The sequence below is a fragment of the Flavobacterium sp. 103 genome, from assembly GCF_003096795.1.
Classification (GTDB): domain Bacteria; phylum Bacteroidota; class Bacteroidia; order Flavobacteriales; family Flavobacteriaceae; genus Flavobacterium.
This window is the reverse complement of sequence record NZ_QENX01000001.1, coordinates 2,248,686-2,269,108: the sequence shown is the minus strand read 5'-3', so window position 1 is coordinate 2,269,108 and position 20,423 is coordinate 2,248,686. Positions and strand designations below refer to the sequence as shown.

Genomic DNA, 20,423 nt, shown 5'->3' with positions numbered 1-20,423 from the left:
ATTATTTGTAATTTCTAGCTGCGATTTTGATAAACTCGTATTTCAATTCTTCTTTGTGAAGTTCCGATTTTGTAACATCGTATCCTTTGTTTTCCCAAGCTCCTACAAACGAGAAGTTTTCGTCATCACGAAGCGTTTCCCCTTCAGAATCCTGATATTCTTCACGGAAGTGGCCTCCACAAGATTCTTTACGTTGCAAAGCATCCATAGCCATCAATTGTCCTAATTCGATGAAATCGGCAACACGAAGTGCTTTTTCTAATTCAGGATTCAATTCATCTGCACTGCCTGGAACATAAACATCTTTGAAGAACTCTTCTTTTAAAGCTGCGATTTCTGATATAGCCTCTGTTAAACCTTTCTCATTACGCCCCATTCCAACTTTATTCCACATAATCAAACCTAAACGTTTGTGGAAATGATCCACCGTTTTAGTTCCATTATTAGACAAGAATTTGTTGATTTGCTCTTTCACACTATTTTCAGCAGCTACGAATTCTGGCAAATCTGTAGAGATTTTTCCAGTACGAATATCATCTGCCAAATAATTAGAAACAGTGTAAGGCAATACAAAATATCCATCAGCTAAACCTTGCATCAAAGCTGAAGCTCCCAAACGGTTCGCGCCATGGTCAGAGAAGTTAGCCTCTCCTGCAACGAAACAACCTGGAATAGTAGATTGTAAGTTATAATCAACCCAAACTCCACCCATTGTGTAGTGAACAGCAGGATAGATTTTCATTGGAGTTTCATATGGATTCTCATCCGTGATTTTTTGGTACATTGTAAACAAGTTACCATATTTTTCCTCCAACCATTTTTTTCCTAATGTAAGTATTTCTTCTTGAGAAGGATTGTGATTTCCTTTTGCGTAAGCCGTTTGTTTTCCTTTAGATTGAATCTCTGTAGCGAAATCCAAATAAACTCCTTCGTTAGTATCATTAGCCTCAATTCCGCGACCTTCGTCACAAACTTCTTTTCCTGCTCTTGAAGCAACATCACGAGGAACTAAATTTCCAAATGCTGGATATTTTCTTTCTAAGTAGTAATCTCTATCTTCTTCAGCAATTTGGACTGGTTTTAATTTACCTGCACGAATAGCTTCAGCATCTTCTTTTTTCTTTGGAACCCAAATACGTCCAGAGTTTCTTAATGACTCAGACATCAACGTCAATTTAGATTGATTGGTTCCGTGAACTGGAATACAAGTTGGGTGAATTTGTACGTAACAAGGATTTGCGAACAAAGCGCCTTGTTTGTGAATTTTCCAGCCAGCAGTTACATTTGATCCCATTGCATTGGTAGATAGGAAATAAACGTTTCCATATCCTCCTGTTGCAATAATTACGGCGTGAGCAGAATGTCTTTCTAATTCTCCGGTAATCAAGTTACGGGCAATGATTCCACGAGCTTTTCCATCAACCTTTACCAATTCCAACATTTCGTGACGGTTGTACATCTCAACTTTCCCTAAACCGATTTGTCTTGATAAAGAAGAATAAGCTCCTAATAATAATTGTTGTCCTGTTTGTCCAGCAGCGTAAAAAGTACGTTGTACCTGTGTACCACCAAAAGAACGGTTGTCCAACATTCCTCCATAATCACGGGCAAAAGGAACACCCTGAGCCACACATTGGTCAATGATGTTTCCAGAAACTTCAGCTAAACGGTGAACGTTTGCTTCTCGTGCTCTGTAATCTCCACCTTTTATTGTATCATAAAACAAACGGAAAGTACTGTCCCCATCATTTTGATAATTTTTTGCAGCATTGATTCCTCCTTGTGCAGCGATTGAGTGCGCACGACGTGGAGAATCTTGGTAACAAAATGCTTTTACATTATAACCCATTTCGGCAAAAGACGCAGCCGCCGAAGCACCAGCTAATCCAGTTCCTACAACAATAATATCTATTTTTGGTCGGTTGTTTGGTGCAACTAACTTTAAGTGGTCTTTATAATCAGTCCATTTTTGTGAAATGTGACCTTCTGGTATTTTAGAATCTAGTTTCATAAGTTGATCTTTATTTTTTTTAATCGGTCTTATGTAATTCGCATAAATAATCTGATTTTAACAAACCAAATCGTTTGTGCTCATTTCATTATAGATTGATATTAATTATTAAAATGATGAAATAGCGCAATGAAAATAAATCCAAAAGGAACTATAATTGCAAATGCATAACAAATTTTATGCAATGACTTTCCTATTTTATTGTCGAATCCCACTGATTGCAAAGAGGATGTGAAACCATGCCAAAGGTGTAAAGCCAATAATACAAATGCTACACAATACAATCCTGTACGAACTGGACTTTCAAATTTAGCCACCAATTCAGGATAATATCTAGTTTCATCAATTACATTTGATTCCACATATTTGTAAATCATTTCATGAACCCAGAAATCATAAAAATGCAATCCTAAGAATGCCAATACGACCAAACCTGAAATAATCATATTTCTGGATGCCCAAGATGCATTTGCAGCACCATCGTATTTTACATAGGCAACAGGCCTAGCATTTCTATTTTTCAACTCCAATACAAACCCCATAACGAAGTGAAAAACCACACCTACAACCAGAACAGGTTGCATTACAAATTGGATTAACGGATTGTAACCCATAAAATGTGACATCGCATTAAATGAATCGGCACTAAAAACCGATACGAAATTAATAAAGAAATGCAGCGATAGAAACATAATCAAGAAAAGTCCTGAAAGCGCCATAGCCACTTTTTTAGCTATAGACGACTTCAATATTGCAGATTTTGCCATAATAATATAAATGTTTTATTTTTTTAAAAAGTCGAACAAATTTAGGCTTTTTAATAAAGAATTACAACATTTTACACAATTTTGCTGCTCTATTTATAATCATTTTAAAGTGTTTAACCTTCAATTTTTCATGTATAAAAAAATAAAAACTTAACACTTTACAAATCCGAATGTTACTTAAACAAAGCTTAATAAAACACAAACGACTCTTATATCGATTACTCAATAAAAACTTTCTGAAGCCAAGAAAAATTATCAATAAATTCAAAAAACATGTCTTTATGCTTCAAATAAATAAAAACAATAAAAACATTGCTTTTTATCATACCAATGTAATTGTTATTCAAATGTGGAGTTTTAATTTTGCAAAAAAATAATCAACAATGAAAATCGGAATTGATGCAATAGCTTTTGATGTTGCCAAATTACACTTACCTATAAAAACATTAGCAATCGCTAGAAACATAGAACCCGAAAAACTAGAAAAAGGACTGGGTTTGTTAAAAATGACTTTACCAGATACTTATCAAGATACAGTAGTTTTTGGTGCCAATTCTTTGACAAAACTAATCCAAATCAATAACATCAAATTAGACGATATTGCCCGGATATATGTTGGAACCGAGAGTGCTATTGATAACTCAAAACCTATAAGTTCGTTCTTGATTTCTTTAATGGAACAAAAATTTGGAGAGAACTCTTTATCCGAATGTGATGTTGTGGATTTCACTTTTGCCTGTATTGGCGGTGTGGATGCACTACAAAACTGCCTTGATTTTGTTCAACTCAATCCAGACAAAAAAGCAATTGTTGTCACTACCGATTTTGCTAAATACGACTTGAATTCAACTGGAGAATATACTCAAGGAGCTGGTGCAGTTGCCATGCTGATTACTTCAAATCCAAGAATTATAACTTTTGAAAATCATTGGGGAGTAAGTACAAAAGGAGTTTTTGATTTCTTCAAACCTTACAGAACGGTTTCGAAAAAGGAAATCACAGGAAATACAAATAACGAATCTTGGTTTGATAATTTAGAAAGCGAAATTGAAATCCACAAAGACCAACCCGTTTTTGATGGTCAATATTCGAACCAATGTTATATGGATCGAACAAGAGAAGCTTATTTTTCCTTCAAAAAAACAAAAAACACAACTGAAACTGTATATAATAATTGGACAAGCATTGTAATGCATTTGCCTTATGCATTTCAAGGTCGAAGAATGTTGTCTGAAATTTACGCTTTAGACGCTTCTACTCCAATTCTTTCTGGAGAAGAAACTGCATCCGAATATCAGAATAAATTAAAAGAAATCAGCAAATCTGAAGATTACAAAACATTTGTTTCTGAAAAATTACAGCCTGCAGAATTGGCTTCTTCTCTAATCGGAAATTTATATACTGGTTCCATTTTTATGGGATTGCTTTCTACTCTGGCACATTTCTATGACAACAAAAAAGAAATTACGTCTGAAAAATTCGGTTTTCTAGCTTACGGAAGTGGTTCCAAATCTAAGGTTTTTGAAGGCACCATTCAACCCGAATGGAAATCAGCCATAAGCAATGTTGTTCTTTTTGAAACGCTTGAAAACAGTTTTGAAATTGATTTTGAAACTTATGAAAAATTACACAAAAAGGAACAAAAACAAAGCATCCAAGAACCTAAAAACGAATGGATTTTGGATCGAATAGAAACCGAAATACCCAATTTAATCGGGGCCCGTTATTACAAATGGGTTGATTAATGTTGAGTGATTTTAGATTGTAGATTAACGAATTTTGACTTTAGATTTTGTAATAGCAAATAAAGACCTTTATGTTTTCCTGATCTAACATATCCGAAATCAAAAATCGTTAATCAAAAATCAGCAATTTTTTATCATTTAACTAAACTTAGCTATATATTCTTGAACCGTTGCATCGGTCTTTTCATTTCTAACTTTTTGTTCCAAATGAATTGGAGGCGAAGCTCTCTCTAAACAATTTTGTACCGAGCAAGTTTCACAAGTCACCCCAACTAATTGTCTTTGCACCGAATCACCCTCAATGAATTTAAACTTTTTCTTAATGGAAGGCGTTATCAAAATTCCAACCGAAATACTTCGCAAACAGTTTTTCTTAAAAGGATCCGGAGTCGCCGATGAAAAAACAAGATACTCATTATTACTGTTTTCATAGCGTGAAATCTGCGCGTCAAAAAAATGTTCTTTCTTTTGTTTCAAAGACTCCACAATTGTTTTTATAGAAACCCATCTTCTGCAATAATGCTCATTCATTTCGTTGGCATGAGGCTCTTGCTGATTGGTAATATGTAATTCCTTTTTTATTTGATAAGTATCTGAGCCAATTTCATGGGACAAACGAAGAAAAAATAAGTTCTTTATCTGAAAATCCTTTGGCAAAATATTGGTCAAACGCTGATAGAATGATTCAGGAGAAACATTGAATTTACTCATCAATTGAACCATTTCTTGAGGTTTTGGATTGCTGTTGGATAAAAATACATTCAATTCATCTATCAAATGTTGTCTTGGCAACAACAATGCTCCAGCAAAATAAGAGGCGTAAAAATTATTGAGAACCTGGTCAAAGTTGTCAAATTTTATCCAACTGAAGGTGTATAATCTTTCGGTAATTTCAAGATAATTATACGCTATTTCCTTAGCCAAAATAAAAGCTCTCTGAGAAGAATCAATTCCCTTTGAAAGCAACAATGTCTTACTTTTTGGAACAAAAATGGAACGCAAATCCCCCAACTCATCCTGCTCTGAGAAAACAATTTCTTCTATGGTATAGCCATATTCCTCAATCAATATAGCCGACAACTCCTCTATAGAAATATTGGCATCAATATTAATGTGAAATGCTTTGCAGAACGACAGTACTTTTTCCTCAAGATCCTCGAAGTAATTATTGTGTGCTTCTTGATAAGAACGCAATGAGGCCAAGAAAAAACTTTCTCTTGTTAAGTTATAATGCTGCGCTATTTCAATAATGGTACTGATAAAGGCATTGACTTTGGCAGGAGCATTGGCAATAATATCAATTAGATCAGCTTCCTGAATCCCGAAAAGATCCAACGGAATCTCCTTCAAAATTCCCGATTTTAATATTTCCCCAATCGGCGCAAGATTATTATCGAGTTTTAATGACACCATATGGTCGTAGGTTACGTCCAATTTCTCCGCCAAAAGAATAATTTTTTCCGTTTTGGGATATTTTTTTCCTTTTTCAATCTCATTCAAATACGATTTTGACAGCTCCGTTATTTTGGCCAAGCCAAATAATGACAAATCTTTATTTGTTCGAGCCTGCTTGAGTTTAAGCCCAAAAATCAACTTGATATATTCCTTTTCTACGTTCATAAAATCAAAGATAAACTAAAAAAAGAAAAACCTCAAAAAAAATATTTTTCATTTTTAGCGAACGTTCGCTTGTTTTGTAAAAAACTTTTTGTAGTATTGCAGTATCAAAATGAACTAGTTATGAAAAACCAGACAGAAACCATCGAAAAAAAATTCCAAATAACAAATGGAATCACACAGCAGTATCCTGAAATATTGACGGATAGCGCCATTGAATTCTTAACTGAATTACATCAAAAATTTAATAACAAAAGACTTTCGTTATTAGAAGACCGCAAAAAACAACAGGTCTTATTTGATGCAGGAGCTTTGCCTTGTTTCCAACCGGAAACAAGAATGATTAGAGAAAGCAATTGGGTAGCCGCAACTACTCCAAGAGATTTACTAGACAGAAGAGTCGAAATAACAGGTCCTGTGGATCGTAAAATGGTCATCAACGCACTCAATTCTGGAGCCAAAACATTCATGGCCGATTTTGAAGACAGCACTTCCCCTACTTGGAGCAATCTAATGGAAGGGCAACAAAACCTGATTGATGCCGTAAACAAAACCATAACTCTTGAAGATCAGATAAAAAATAAAAAATACGCACTAAAAGAAAAAACAGCAGTTTTAATTGTAAGACCCCGAGGATTGCATTTGAATGAAAAAAACATTCTAATCGACGGCCAAGAAACTTCGGGTTCTCTAGTTGATTTTGGCTTATATGCTTTCCATAATCACGAACAATTATCCAAAAACGGAACTGCACCTTATTTCTATTTACCAAAATTGGAACATTATCTCGAAGCAAGATGGTGGAATGAAGTTTTCGAATTTGCACAAGAATATCTGGGAGAACAAAACGGGACTTTCAAAGCAACCGTTTTGATAGAGACAATAACCGCAAGTTTTCAGCTGGATGAAATCATCTTCGAATTAAGAGATCATATCGTAGGATTGAATTGTGGACGATGGGATTACATTTTTTCATTCATCAAAAAATTAAGAAAAAACAAAACCTTTATTGTTCCAAACCGTGATCAGGTAACCATGACTTCGCCTTTTATGAGCGCTTATTCACAATTGGTTATTCAAAGATGTCACAAGCGAAATATACATGCAATTGGTGGAATGGCTGCGCAAATTCCAATCAAAAATGATGAAGAAGCCAATAACATTGCTTTTGATAAAGTAGTAACAGACAAACGAAGAGAAGTTCAAAACGGACATGACGGAACTTGGGTAGCCCATCCTGATTTGGTTCCCTTGGCTCAATCTGTTTTTGATAAATACATGCCTACACAAAATCAAATTCATATAAAAAGAGACGATGTAAATGTAGTCGAAGAAGATTTACTCGCCGTCCCAAAAGGAACCATTACCGAAGAAGGTGTCCGAAAAAACATCAGCATTTCGGTTCTATATATCGCCTCATGGCTCAACGGACAAGGTGCTGCCGCTTTACACCATTTAATGGAAGACGCCGCTACTGCCGAAATCTCAAGATCACAATTGTGGCAATGGCTTCAAAACGAAGTGATTTTGGACAACAACAAAACACTTACCGAAGACTATTACCACCGCTTGGCAATGGAAGAATTTGAGAAAATCAAAAAGATTGTCGGTGATGAAAACCACGAGAAACAAAACTATCATTTGGCAGAACAACTGCTCGATACTTTAGTAGTCAATGAAAATTTTATAGAATTTCTAACCTTAATCGGATACAAACACCTGTAAAAATTGCAATGTCAATTGCAATGTCAATGTCAAAATAAAAAAATCAACCAACAAATAACCAACAAACGCTATTAAACAACGACCATGAAAACAACCGAGACAAGAATTCAAGAATTAGTTACCGACTGGATTACAAACCCAAGATGGAAAGGAATCGAACGACCGTACACCGCCGAAGAAGTTGTAAATCTTCAAGGGTCTTACCAAATTGAGCACAGCATTGCCAGAATGGGAGCTACCAAATTATGGAACAAGCTCAATTCGCAAGATTTTGTGGCAGGATTGGGCGCACTTACAGGAAACCAAGCCATTCAAGAAGTGGAAGCTGGACTGGAAGCCATTTACCTAAGTGGCTGGCAAGTAGCTGCCGATGCCAATGTGGCGGGCGAAATGTACCCTGACCAATCCTTGTATCCTGCCAACAGTGTTCCTTTGGTTGTGAAAAGAATCAACAATGCACTTTTGCGTGCCGATCAAATACAAGTAGTAAACGGAACAACAGATAAAAAGGACTATTTGGTTCCAATAGTTGCCGATGCCGAAGCCGGTTTTGGAGGTAACCTAAATGCGTTCGAGTTGATGAAATCGATGATCGAATCGGGAGCTTCTGGAGTTCACTTTGAAGACCAATTGAGCTCTGCCAAAAAATGCGGACATCTTGGAGGGAAAGTTTTGGTACCTACTCAAGAAGCCATCAATAAACTAATCGCTGCTAGACTGGCTGCCGATGTAATGGGAACACCAACGCTCATCGTTGCGCGAACTGATGCTGATGCTGCCAATTTATTGACCAGCGATATCGATCCGAGAGATGCCAAATTCATTACGGGAGAAAAAACAGCCGAAGGATTCTTCTATGTAAACTGCGGTGTAGAGCAAGGAATTGACCGCGGATTGAGTTATGCACCTTACGCCGATTTGATTTGGATGGAAACCAGCAATCCGGATTTGGCCTACGCTAAACAATTTGCAGAAGCCATCCACAAAAAATTCCCTGGAAAAATGCTGGCTTACAACTGTTCGCCTTCATTCAACTGGGCGGCCAAATTATCCGTTGCAGAAATGGAAACTTTCAGGGAAGACTTGGCTGCAATGGGCTACAAATTCCAGTTCATCACTTTGGCTGGATTCCACGCCTTAAACACCAGTATGTTTGAATTATCCAAAGCCTACAAAGAAAGAGGAATGGCCGGCTATTCTGAATTGCAGGAAAGAGAATTCGCTTTACAACAACACGGTTTTAAAGCCGTAAAACACCAAAATTTTGTTGGTACATCTTATTTTGATGCCGTACAAAATACCGTTACCACAGGAAAATCTTCTACAACAGCTATGAAAGATTCTACCGAAGTAGCGCAGTTTTAACTTTAACTACTTTTTCTAAAAAGCACGGAGAAACCCTCATTTCTTCGTGCTTTTTCGTTTATAACCTTTATTTGGGCGCGCAGTCAAAACAAGAACTTTAGTGCAAATAATTAGTGTTTTTATTTTCACGCAGATTTACGCAGAAAAAAAGTGAAAATCTGCTGAATCTGCATGCTGTTTTTTTTAAAATTTTCCCCTTAACTTAATGATATTGTCCTTTAGCCCCGATAGCAGTGGAAATCCTTATAAGCCGGGGTTCGGCTTATAAGATTGCAACGAATAGCGGGACCAATGCCTGTTAAAAATACCTAATCTTTCTGCTTCAAAAAACAATAATAAACTCCCGTCTATTCAAAGCCATTATTAAAATCTTAAAAAAAACTATACATATACTAATTACATTCTTAAAGTTACTATTTTTGATGATTCAATACCCAAAATCATTTTAAAATGAAGTTGCCACAATTTAAAATCATAAAATCAATAGAAAAGTGGCAATACCATATTCCAATAAAAAATTAATAAATACAAATACGTATGAAATACCACCAAATTGACCGCGCCCTTTTTATAAAAAACAGAGCAAAATTCATGGCTCAAATGAAGCCTAATAGTGTAGCAGTATTTAATTCTAATGATATTTATCCCGTTTCTGCAGATAGTACATTGCCATTTGCACAACACCGCGATATCTTTTATTTATCTGGTGTAGATCAAGAGGAAAGTATCTTATTACTTTTTCCGGATGCTCCTTACGAAAATCAGAGAGAAATGTTATTCCTAAAAGAAACCAGTGCGCATATTGCTATTTGGGAAGGTGAAAAACTGACCAAAGACCGCGCTTTTGAAGTTTCTGGAATTAAAACCGTTTATTGGTTACAAGATTTCGAGAAAATCTTAAACGAAATGATGACATATTCTGATATTATGTACATCAATACCAACGAACATTATCGTGCTTCTATTGAAACCGAAACTCGTGAAGCTCGTTTCATCAAATGGTGGAAAGACAAATATCCGGCGCATCAAGTGGCCAAAAGCAATCCTATTTTGCAACGCTTACGTTCTGTAAAAGAAACAGAAGAAATTGATTTAATCCAGAACGCCTGTAACATCACCGAAAAAGGTTTCCGAAGATTATTGTCTTTCGTTAAACCAAACGTAACTGAGTACGAAATCGAAGCTGAATTGGTTCACGAATTCATTCGCAACCGTTCCAAAGGTTTTGCATACACGCCAATTATAGCTTCTGGAAATAACGCCAACGTTTTGCATTACATCGAAAACAATCAACAATGTAAAGCGGGTGATCTAGTATTACTGGACGTTGCCGCAGAATACGCTAACTATTCTAGTGATATGACACGTATGATTCCAGTTTCGGGAAGATTCACAGACAGACAAAAAGAGGTTTACAATGCTGTTTTGAGAGTTAAAAACGAAGCAACCAAAATGCTTACTCCAGGAACTCTTTGGAAACAATACCATATAGAAGTGGGTAAAATAATGACTTCTGAATTACTTGGTTTAAAATTAATTGACAAAGCCGATGTTCAAAACGAAAACCCGGAATGGCCAGCTTACAAAAAATATTTCATGCACGGAACATCACACCACATGGGATTGGATACACACGATTACGGATTATTGCACGAGCCAATGAAAGCCAATATGGTTTTTACCGTTGAGCCTGGAATTTACATCCCAGCTGAAGGTTTTGGAATTCGTTTGGAAGACAATGTTGTTGTTCAGGAAAAAGGAGAGCCTTTCAACTTAATGCGAAACATCCCGATTGAAGTGGATGAAATCGAAAATTTAATGAATTCTTAGTTCAGATGGCAAAAAAAATATTCCTATTTGTCTTTCTATCTTTTTTTGGGCACACATTTGCCCAAACCGAGGGTTTTGCAAAAAACGAAGATTCCAGTCAAACCTATTATAAAATATTTGGCAAGGGTACACCAATTTTAATAATAAATGGTGGCCCCGGAATGAATAGCAATGGGTTTGAACCTATGGCAAAAACATTGGCCGAGAAGTATCAAACCATTGTTTATGACCAAAGAGGTACTGGAAAATCAACCTTAAAAGAATTAAACGACAAAACGGTTTCGATGAAATTAATGGCCGATGATATTGAGTCATTAAGAAAACATTTGAAAATCCAAAAGTGGACAATTCTTGGTCATTCTTTTGGCGGAATGTTGGCCTCTTATTATGCCACAATTTACCCAAACAGTATTGATAAATTAATTTTGTCATCTTCTGGCGGAGTAGATTTGAGTTTGTTAAAAGGTGAAAACCTAATTGAGGCTGGCTTGAGCAAAACCGAAAAAGATTCTTTGAACTATTGGAATGATAAAATCGAAAAAGGCGACACGACTTACACTGCAAGAATTGGCAGAGGAAGAGCCATGGCGCCTGCTTATGTTTACGATAGAAAATTTGTCCCTATCATTGCCGAAAGATTGACACAAGGCAATTCGACCATAAATTCATTGTTATGGGGTGATATGCAAAAAACAAATTTCGACTGCAAAAACAAGCTTTCCAATTTCAAAAATCCTGTTTTAATCATTCAAGGAAAGCAAGATATCATTAGCAAGGAAATTGGGGAAATTAGTTTAAAAGCATTTCCCAATTCAAAAATGGTGCTGCTTGAAAATTGCAAACACTATGGCTGGCTTGACGCAAAAGAAAAGTATTTCAGCACAATTGAATCTTTTTTAAAAAGTTAAACAACCGGTTTTAGATTTCAGAAACGGCTTTCAGCAATGAGAGCCGTTTTTTTGTTGCCAATAAAATTTCTTTGCATTTGTAACATTCCAAACCATCATCCGACTCATTTAAAAAAATAAAACACTAGAAATCATGCAAGCACACGAAATAGATTATCAGATTTTTGGAGAAGAAATGCAGTATGTGGAAATAGAATTAGATCCGCAGGAAATTGTAATTGCAGAAGCGGGCAGTTTTATGATGATGGAAAATAACATCCAGATGGAAACCATATTTGGAGATGGCTCTGAGCAACAATCAGGTTCTGGTTTATTTGGCAAACTTTTGAATGCCGGAAAAAGAGTTCTCACAGGCGAAAGCTTATTCATGACAGCATTCCTGAATCAAGGAAATACCAAAAGCAAAGTTTCGTTTGCCTCGCCCTATCCTGGAAAAATTCTTCCAATTGATTTAACGCAATTTCAAGGGAAATTTATCTGCCAAAAAAGTTCTTTCCTATGTGCTGCCAAAGGCGTTTCGGTTGGAATCGAGTTCTCCCAAAAACTAGGTCGCGGTTTATTTGGTGGTGAAGGTTTCATTATGCAAAAAATAGAAGGAGACGGAATGGCGTTTGTTCATTCGGGAGGAACGATGGCTAAAAAAGAATTGGCTCCCGGTGAAGTCCTGAAAGTGGACACCGGCTGTATCATTGGTTTTACAAAAGATGTTGATTATGACATTGAATTTATAGGCGGAATCAAGAACTCTATTTTTGGAGGAGAAGGTTTGTTTTATGCCACTTTGAAAGGTCCTGGAACTGTTTACATACAATCATTGCCTTTCAGCAGATTGGCGGACAGAATCATCGCATCGGCACCAAGATCAGGTGGTAACAGCCGTGATGAAGGAAGTTTACTAGGTGGACTGGGTAATCTTTTGGATGGGGATAATCGTTTTTAATTTTTTTATAAATTGTAATTGCTAACGGCTTTCAGAGATGGGAGCCGTTTTTATTTTATAAAATGCTTTCTCCAAATGTAGCATTTCGGAATTTAAAAAATTAATTTTGCATTTGTAAACTATCAACAAATACTTATCCCATTGGAAACACTTCTCTACAAAAACACACAAATTTCATACTCAGATACCGGAAAAGGAACCGCAGTAGTTTTGTTGCATGGTTTTTTGGAAAACAAAACTATGTGGGATGCATTTGTTCCTGAATTAAGTAAAAAGAATCGAATCATAACTATAGATTTATTGGGTCACGGCGAAACCGAAAGTTTGGGATATATCCAAACTATGGAGGAAAACGCCGATGTGGTTCACGAGGTCTTATCCAAACTGCGAATTCGAAAAGCTATTCTTGTGGGACATTCCATGGGAGGATATGTTGCTTTGGCTTTCGCCGAATTATATCCTGAAAAAATGAAAGGATTGGTATTGCTTAACTCTACATCCAAAGAAGACAGCTCCGAAAGAAAGAAAAACAGAGACCGAGCCATCAAAGCCGTTAAGAAAGATTACGAAACCTTCATCAGACTTTCTATCGCCAATTTGTTCAGTGAAGAGAACCGAGAAATCCTTATCAAAGAGATAGAAGAAGTAAAAATTCAAGCGTTGAAAACTCCGTTGCAAGGGATTGTTGCCTCACTTGAGGGAATGAAAGCTAGAAAAGACAGAGAATTTCTTTTACACACTACAACTTATCCAAAATTATTGATTTTAGGAAAAAAAGACCCTGTTCTCAATTACGAAGAAAACTTGGAACAAATAAAAAACTCCGATGTTGTATTGGTCACCTTTGCAGATGGTCACATGAGTTCTATTGAAAATCAAGTTGAATTAACTACTGTTTTAACTTCTTTTTTCAAGAATATCTAACATACCACTTTTCAAATATCCTTTCTCTACTAGCTCATCTTTACAAAGCAGATGATGTGCCTTACCCTCTTTCAATAAAATCAATTTGTTTGACACTTTAATTACATTTTCATAATTATGATCGGAAATGATAATCCCCTTAGTTTCTGAATTGGCAACTATTAATTCGTTTACTTTTTCCACCATCAAAGGAGACAGACCATTATAAGGTTCGTCTAACAAAGCAAATTTTGAAGAATTATTGAGAATGATTTTTATTTCCAAATACCGTAATTCTCCCCCGGACAAATGCGAAACTTTCTTGCCTAACATTGTAGCAATGATTTCATCTGAACAGAACTCCAGAATCCTCTCCTCTGGAACTGATAATTGTATCGCTTTTTTGACTGAAAACACTTTGGGAATACAATTATCCTGAGGCAAATAACTAATTTCATCAAGTAAATCCTTTGTCTTGGTTTTTACAATCCCGTCAATTCTAACAAACTTAAAATCGGCAGAAGTAATCCCAAAAATAATTTTTAGAAAAGTCGACTTGCCTGAACCATTTCTGCCAAGAAGCCCAATAACATCTTTTGTTTCACAATTTAAATAAACATCCGACAATATATTTTTATTGTCAAAAGATTTCTGAACGGTATCAATCTCTAGTAAATGATTTTTCAAAATACCTTCTTTATCAAATTAAAAACAAAAGAACAAACCGCTAGAAAAACAAAAGTAAAACACCATGAATAAACCCAAAGCTGTATTTTGGAAATTTTATTATTGAAATAAAACACATACTCGTTTTTAGCATTTACTTCTTTGAAAAGCAAACTCAAACCAAAACCAAAAGTAACAACCGAATAATTAAAGGCTATCAATCCACCAAAAAGAAAAACAAAAAAACTAGCTGCAAAGTTAATTGCAAGAGTGCTTTTGAAAAACTCAAATAAATTGTTCAACTTTCTACTCATTCGTTATATAATTTTCTCCTCAAAAGGAATTGTCACATCCAATATTTCATTCAGCAACAAAACAATTTGTTCCAAATAATTAGATTGAATTTCATTGTCAATAATGGCTACACTCTCTTTTTCTTCTTTAAAATTAAAAGGTAGAAAACCTGATTTCAGGTTTTTAAAAGAAATAATTCCAGCCTCGATAGGTTTTCCATTTGCGTTTTTCTCATACATATAGGCATACGCCAAAACCTGAATGATTTTGTCATTTTTGATATCATCCGTCAGCCCTCTCCACGATTTAAGAGTGACATTGGTTTTTTCGACTTTACCCGTTTTGTAATCAATAATTCTAATTGTTCCGTTGCGTTCTTCAATCCTATCCACATTTCCCTTAATTAAAACAGGAAAAGGCAGACTTGAATCTTCAACTATTCTTTCAAAAGTCTTTTCAAGCTCCAGAATCTTTATCGCATCACCGTTTTTAATACTCTCCAATTCTACTTTAAGGAAGTTAAAAACATTACGCTTTGCTACTTCAAAAGCCAATAGATTTCGCCCCTTTTTTATTTCTCCTTCTTTGTAAACTACTTTAAATTGAACCAATACTTCGGACTCAATTTGTTTGATGCAATTTTGAATATCTGTTTCTGAAATAAACTTACCAATAAACGGTTCATACAAAACCTTTAAAGTCTCGTGAATAATGGTTCCCAAAGTATTCAAGGCAATATTTTCCTCAACCTCTTCAACTTCACTGATCCTCAAAATCTTTTGAAAATAAAACTGAATTGGATTCCGTATATAACTCGTCAATGCTGAAGGAGAAAATCCTTTTTCGGCTATTTCTTTCAGGCGCAACATCACCTTCTCCGATTTTGGAATTACCATTGGCCGATATGCCGTGTCAGGTAAAACTGCATTGTAAATTTCGTGTGTTAAAGTGTGGTTACGTTGTTTCTCTACTTCCAATTGGGTAATGAAACGGCTCTTTTCACCTGCGTCCAGACCTTCGCTTTCGGTATTATACAGCAAATAAATATTTTTTGCACGTTGCAGCAAATGATAAAAGTGATAGGTATAGATAGCATCTTTCTCTTTAAAAGTTGGCAATCCCAATTCACGCTTTACATCATAAGGAATAAAAGAGTTTTGTGATTTACCGGCCGGAAATTTACCTTCATTCATAGAAGTGATAATTACAGTTTCAAAATCCAACACTCTACTTTCCAAGACACCCATGATTTGCAAACCATTTAAAGGCTCTCCTTCAAAAGAAACTTCCGCCAAATCAATTACTTGCTTATAAATGGCATACAAGGTATCAATGGTGTCAATTTCTTGGTGCTGTGAATAATAATTAATGAGTTTATTGATCACTTTAAAAATAGCATAAACAAAAGTTTTTGCTATTTTTTCCTCTTCGTTTTCATTGCTTAAATTATTCTTAACCTGTAGTAGTAAACTAGATATTATTTCTAAAACGGTAATAGAACCTTTCTCCCATTTTTGAAATACAAGCAAAAATAAATCACTCGAATTATCATTTAATTCTAATAATTTATGATGACTGATAAACGTATAATTGTTTTTATTGATAATGCTAACCAAAGCACTTGTATTGGCATAAGGTTCAATTAACGGATGGGTTAATATATCCAATACATCTTTATAATAAAAAACATAACTGCTATTGCTTCTGGACAATGCATTGGTGTGCATTTTAAACAATTTGGCAATAAGAATTTGTGCCGGATTATTTTTACTGGAATAGCCCATGGTAATATTCAAAGCTCCTACCGTATTGGGTAAAGAATACAACAGCGGAATTAGCAAATTCTCTTCCGCCAAGACAATAGCCACCTTGTCCAATGAAGTAGTTGGATTTTCAATGTTGATTTTTTCAATAATACTCCCAGCAATTTTTGCTTGACCAATCGTTTTTGGAGTACCTATAACTTGAATATTTTTGCTTGCCGAAAAATCATCTACTATCCATTCGAAAGGATTTGACTTATAATGTTTCCAACTTTCTTTAAAACGACGCACAAATAAGCCTGCATCATGGTAAGGATCATTTAGAAACGTTTGGTCTGCATCCCAATATATTTTGGCCTGCTCTGAAGCAATAAGATGTTGAATTATTTTTTCCTCAGAAGCGTTCAAAGCATTAAAACCTGCAAAAACAAAATGTTTTCCTTGAATTGATTTTGAAAAACCATCTAAGTTCTTAACTGCTTCACGATAAATTAACCCTTGATATCCGATTCCATTTTTAAGCAAATGCTCATAAAGAGATTGGTAATATTTTGGTAACAACTTCCAAAAATCAATATAATTTTCGATTAACTGCGTTTTGTTCTCAACTTCAATTCCCCATTTCTTGATATCCTCAATGTCTTTTAAGTACGATAAGACATAATTTGGATCTAACAAATAACGATCAATTTCATTAAAATCCTGAAGTAATGTTTTTGCCCAATTGGCAAAAAGTTCAAATGATTGCTGATTGTTTCTTTCTGTGATAGATAAATAGATCTCATAAAATTCAAATAGCAATTCTATGGGATCAATAGTTCTTATCCCTGCGATATTTTGGACAAAATCTTCAATACTGATGATTTCTGGCGAAAACATATTTTCCGCTGTTTGCTTTTTTAATGCTTCAACAAGAAATATTTTGGCGCGTTTGTTGGGTAAAACCACTATAGTATCGGCAATTATATTATGATACTCCAATATTATTACGGCAGCAATTTTATCTAAAAAAGAATTATTTGTCATTTTATAAATATAAAAAAAGCCATTCAATTAAGAATGGCTTTTTAAAATTATTTAGAGAATTGATTACAATTTACCTTCGTATATTGTACCTATGTGTCTAATTTCAGTTCTTCTGTTTAATGCTCTACCTTCTTTAGTTTTGTTAGTAGCAACTGGTTTAGATGAACCATAACCAGCAGAAGTTAAGTTAGCAGGATTAACACCTTTTTCAATTAATTTATCCATAACAACTTTAGCTCTAGCTTCAGAAAGTTTTTGGTTTAATTTAGCGCTACCTGTGTTATCTGTGTGACCTTCGATAGCAAATTTAGCGTTAGGGTAGTTTTTAAGGATTTCTTTAATCGCTTCTAATCTACCATCTGTAGCTCCTTTATCAGCAGTCTCAAGTATAGCTTTACCAGTTACGAAGTAAACTGCTCTAGCTTGTACTTTAAGTTCTTGTAACACTTGCTCAGTTACTTCTGGACAACCTTTGTTACTTGCAGGACCAGGTACTGTAGGACAAGCATCATCTTTATCTAACACACCATCTTTATCAGCATCCAAATCAGGACATCCGCCATTTGAAGCAGGACCTGCAACTGTAGGACATTTGTCTGAAGCGTCAGTAATACCGTCACCGTCTGTATCAGGACATCCTTGGAATTGTTTCAATCCAGCTACTGAAGGACAAGCATCATCAGGATCTGCTACACCGTCACCGTCTGTATCAGGACATCCTTGGAATTCAGCTGGACCAGCAACAGTAGGACATTTGTCTTTAGAATCTTCGATACCATCAGCATCTGTATCAGGACAACCATTGAATTGTTTTAAACCTGCCACTTCTGGACAAGCATCATCTTTATCATAGATTCCGTCTCCATCAGTATCTTTAGCACCAAACTTAAAAGTTAAACCTGCAGAATATTGAGTGTAAGAAGGTGCATCTGGAGTACTTGTACCAGCATATACTCTATCTCCAAAAGATTTCTTATAAACACCTAATAAAGAAAGACCTACGTTTTCAGTAAACCAAAAGTTTAATCCAACTCCAGGATTTACTGTTCCGTAACTTTCATCTCCTAAGAAAGTATAACCTCCACCAACACTTAATGTAGGCTCAACTACCTTAGATTTTAATAATTCCATGAAACTGTATGTAACTGTAGCATCAATACCATAGTACATCAAATCCCCTGGATTCACAGCTAGGTAATCATTAGGTCCTCCTGGAGTTCTTCCAGCTACAGGCACAACAAATTTATCAATTTGATTGATAGATCCTGTAAGTCCTACAATAAAACCACTTCCTACGTATCTTGAAACGTTGATATAAGAAACTGAAGGAAGAATATTCCAGTTATCACTTACCATAAAAGGCTGATCAAAATGACTCATAAAGTCTCCACCAGCACTAGATCTGTAGTCAATCGCGTTTACTCCAAAACCGATAGCCCATTTATTGTTACTGTCTTGTGCTTGAGAACTTAATCCCATCACCATCGTTACAGCAACTAAAAGTTTGTTAAGATGTTTCATACTTGTTATTTTTAATTACAATTAGTTAATTTCAAACAAAAGTAGGACGATTTTCTGTAACAACAAAATAAAATGTTAAATAAAACACTTCGTAAACACAAAATTTAACAATTATATTACAGCAAGTCTCTTACCCACAACCACAAAAGCATCAATTGCTTTATCCAAATGTTCTTTTGTATGAGCTGCTGATAATTGCACTCTTATCCTAGCTTTATCTTTAGGCACCACTGGAAAAAAGAAACCTATAACATACACACCTTCTTTTAAAAGTTCATTAGCCATATTTTGTGCTAATTTTGCATCATAAAGCATCACTGGAACTATAGCAGAATCTCCTTCTACTATGTCAAAACCAGCTTTTTTCATTCCTGCTTTAAAGTAATTGGTATTCCATTCCAATTTATCTCTAAGCGTAGTATCTCTTTCTAATAACTCAAAAACCTTGATCGATGCCCCCACAATAGCCGGAGCCAATGAATTTGAAAACAAATAAGGTCTGGAACGTTGACGGAGTAATTCAATTATTTCTTTCTTTGCAGTCGTATAACCCCCCATCGCTCCTCCTAGAGCTTTCCCCAATGTACCTGTAATAATATCTACACGTCCCATTACGCCTTTGGCTTCAAGCGTTCCTTTTCCCGTTGCTCCAATAAATCCTGCAGCATGACATTCATCCACCATAACCAAAGCGTCATACTTATCGGCTAGGTCACAAATCTTATCTAATGGGGCCACAACGCCATCCATAGAAAAAACACCATCGGTAACTATTATTTTAAATCGAGCGCCCCCTTCATTAGCTTTAATCAATTGTTGCTCTAAATCTTCCATATTACTGTTTTCATATCGAAAACGAGCCGCTTTACACAAACGCACTCCATCAATTATAGAGGCATGATTTAAGCTGTCCGATATAATGGCGTCATTTTCCCCAAATAAAGGCTCAAAAACACCTCCATTTGCATCAAAAGCCGCAGCATATAATATCGTGTCTTCCGTTCCATAAAAATCGGCTATCTTTTTTTCCAATGTTTTATGAATATCTTGCGTTCCACAAATAAAACGCACAGATGACATTCCGAAACCATGAGTATCCATTGCATCTTTCGCAGCCTGAACAACTTCTGGATGAGAAGACAATCCTAAATAATTATTCGCACAAAAATTTAAAACTTTTTCACCAGTAGAAATAGTGATTTCCGCTCCTTGTGGAGAAGTTATTATTCTTTCCTTTTTGAAAATTCCGTTTTCTTCAATAGTTTGAAGTTCTGATTGTAAGTGTTGTTGAATTTTACCGTACATTTTATTAGTTTTTAAATCTTAACAATTAAAGGCAAAT

At 35.4% G+C, this 20,423-nt stretch carries 14 protein-coding genes; 7 read left to right on the top strand and 7 right to left on the bottom strand.

Annotation, left to right across the window (positions count from 1 at the left end):
- Nucleotide 1: 1 nt before the first annotated feature.
- Both C8C85_RS09135 and C8C85_RS09130 read right to left on the bottom strand, forming a co-directional pair.
- Nucleotides 2-2,011: a fumarate reductase/succinate dehydrogenase flavoprotein subunit gene (locus tag C8C85_RS09135; RefSeq protein WP_116796801.1), complete on the bottom strand. Its 2,010-nt coding sequence runs from the start codon at nucleotides 2,009-2,011 to the stop codon at nucleotides 2-4.
- Nucleotides 2,012-2,112: 101 nt separating this feature from the next.
- Nucleotides 2,113-2,778: a succinate dehydrogenase cytochrome b subunit gene (locus C8C85_RS09130; RefSeq protein WP_116796800.1), complete on the bottom strand. Its 666-nt coding sequence runs from the start codon at nucleotides 2,776-2,778 to the stop codon at nucleotides 2,113-2,115.
- 383 nt (nucleotides 2,779-3,161) lie between these two features.
- Here C8C85_RS09130 and C8C85_RS09125 point away from each other — a divergent pair, with 383 nt between their 5' ends.
- Nucleotides 3,162-4,523, top strand: coding sequence for a hydroxymethylglutaryl-CoA synthase family protein (locus tag C8C85_RS09125; protein ID WP_116796799.1), 1,362 nt, complete (start codon nucleotides 3,162-3,164; stop codon nucleotides 4,521-4,523).
- Nucleotides 4,524-4,661: 138 nt separating this feature from the next.
- Here the strand turns inward: C8C85_RS09125 and C8C85_RS09120 are convergent, their stop codons facing one another.
- Entirely contained in the window at nucleotides 4,662-6,143 is a 1,482-nt protein-coding gene (locus C8C85_RS09120) for a helix-turn-helix domain-containing protein (RefSeq protein WP_116796798.1), read from the bottom strand.
- A 120-nt stretch (nucleotides 6,144-6,263) separates the two neighbouring features.
- Between C8C85_RS09120 and aceB the strand changes: the two genes are divergently transcribed.
- The 6 genes from aceB (at nucleotide 6,264) to C8C85_RS09090 (ending at nucleotide 13,832) form a co-directional block, all read left to right on the top strand.
- A complete protein-coding gene (gene aceB / locus C8C85_RS09115) occupies nucleotides 6,264-7,865 on the top strand; it encodes a malate synthase A (RefSeq protein WP_116796797.1) in 1,602 nt (533 codons plus the stop codon).
- A gap of 84 nt (nucleotides 7,866-7,949) precedes the next feature.
- Nucleotides 7,950-9,230 carry an isocitrate lyase gene (gene aceA, locus C8C85_RS09110; protein WP_116796796.1) on the top strand — a complete coding sequence of 427 codons (1,281 nt, stop codon included), beginning with the start codon at nucleotides 7,950-7,952 and terminating at the stop codon, nucleotides 9,228-9,230.
- A gap of 537 nt (nucleotides 9,231-9,767) precedes the next feature.
- Complete coding sequence (locus tag C8C85_RS09105; RefSeq protein ID WP_116796795.1) at nucleotides 9,768-11,060, top strand: aminopeptidase P family protein; 1,293 nt, start codon at nucleotides 9,768-9,770, stop codon at nucleotides 11,058-11,060.
- Nucleotides 11,061-11,065: 5 nt separating this feature from the next.
- The gene (locus C8C85_RS09100) at nucleotides 11,066-11,968 is read left to right on the top strand and encodes an alpha/beta fold hydrolase (protein ID WP_116796794.1); all 903 of its coding nucleotides are present in this window, start codon (nucleotides 11,066-11,068) and stop codon (nucleotides 11,966-11,968) included.
- A gap of 133 nt (nucleotides 11,969-12,101) precedes the next feature.
- On the top strand, nucleotides 12,102-12,908 hold the full coding sequence (locus tag C8C85_RS09095; RefSeq protein WP_116796793.1) for a TIGR00266 family protein: 807 nt from the start codon (nucleotides 12,102-12,104) through the stop codon (nucleotides 12,906-12,908).
- A gap of 141 nt (nucleotides 12,909-13,049) precedes the next feature.
- Nucleotides 13,050-13,832 carry an alpha/beta fold hydrolase gene (locus C8C85_RS09090; protein WP_116796792.1) on the top strand — a complete coding sequence of 261 codons (783 nt, stop codon included), beginning with the start codon at nucleotides 13,050-13,052 and terminating at the stop codon, nucleotides 13,830-13,832.
- Here the strand turns inward: C8C85_RS09090 and C8C85_RS09085 are convergent.
- The 4 genes from C8C85_RS09085 to kbl all read right to left on the bottom strand — a co-directional run bounded on the left by C8C85_RS09085 (nucleotide 13,806) and on the right by kbl (nucleotide 20,386).
- Nucleotides 13,806-14,498: an ATP-binding cassette domain-containing protein gene (locus C8C85_RS09085; protein ID WP_116796791.1), complete on the bottom strand. Its 693-nt coding sequence runs from the start codon at nucleotides 14,496-14,498 to the stop codon at nucleotides 13,806-13,808. The two genes, C8C85_RS09090 and C8C85_RS09085, sit on opposite strands and share 27 nt — an antisense overlap.
- A gap of 296 nt (nucleotides 14,499-14,794) precedes the next feature.
- A complete protein-coding gene (locus tag C8C85_RS09075; RefSeq protein ID WP_116796789.1) occupies nucleotides 14,795-17,560 on the bottom strand; it encodes a PD-(D/E)XK nuclease family protein in 2,766 nt (921 codons plus the stop codon).
- A 63-nt stretch (nucleotides 17,561-17,623) separates the two neighbouring features.
- Entirely contained in the window at nucleotides 17,624-19,081 is a 1,458-nt protein-coding gene (locus C8C85_RS09070) for an OmpA family protein (protein WP_116796788.1), read from the bottom strand.
- A gap of 111 nt (nucleotides 19,082-19,192) precedes the next feature.
- Nucleotides 19,193-20,386, bottom strand: a complete 1,194-nt coding sequence (gene kbl / locus C8C85_RS09065) for a glycine C-acetyltransferase (RefSeq protein ID WP_116796787.1) — start codon at nucleotides 20,384-20,386, stop codon at nucleotides 19,193-19,195.
- Nucleotides 20,387-20,423 lie beyond the last annotated feature (37 nt).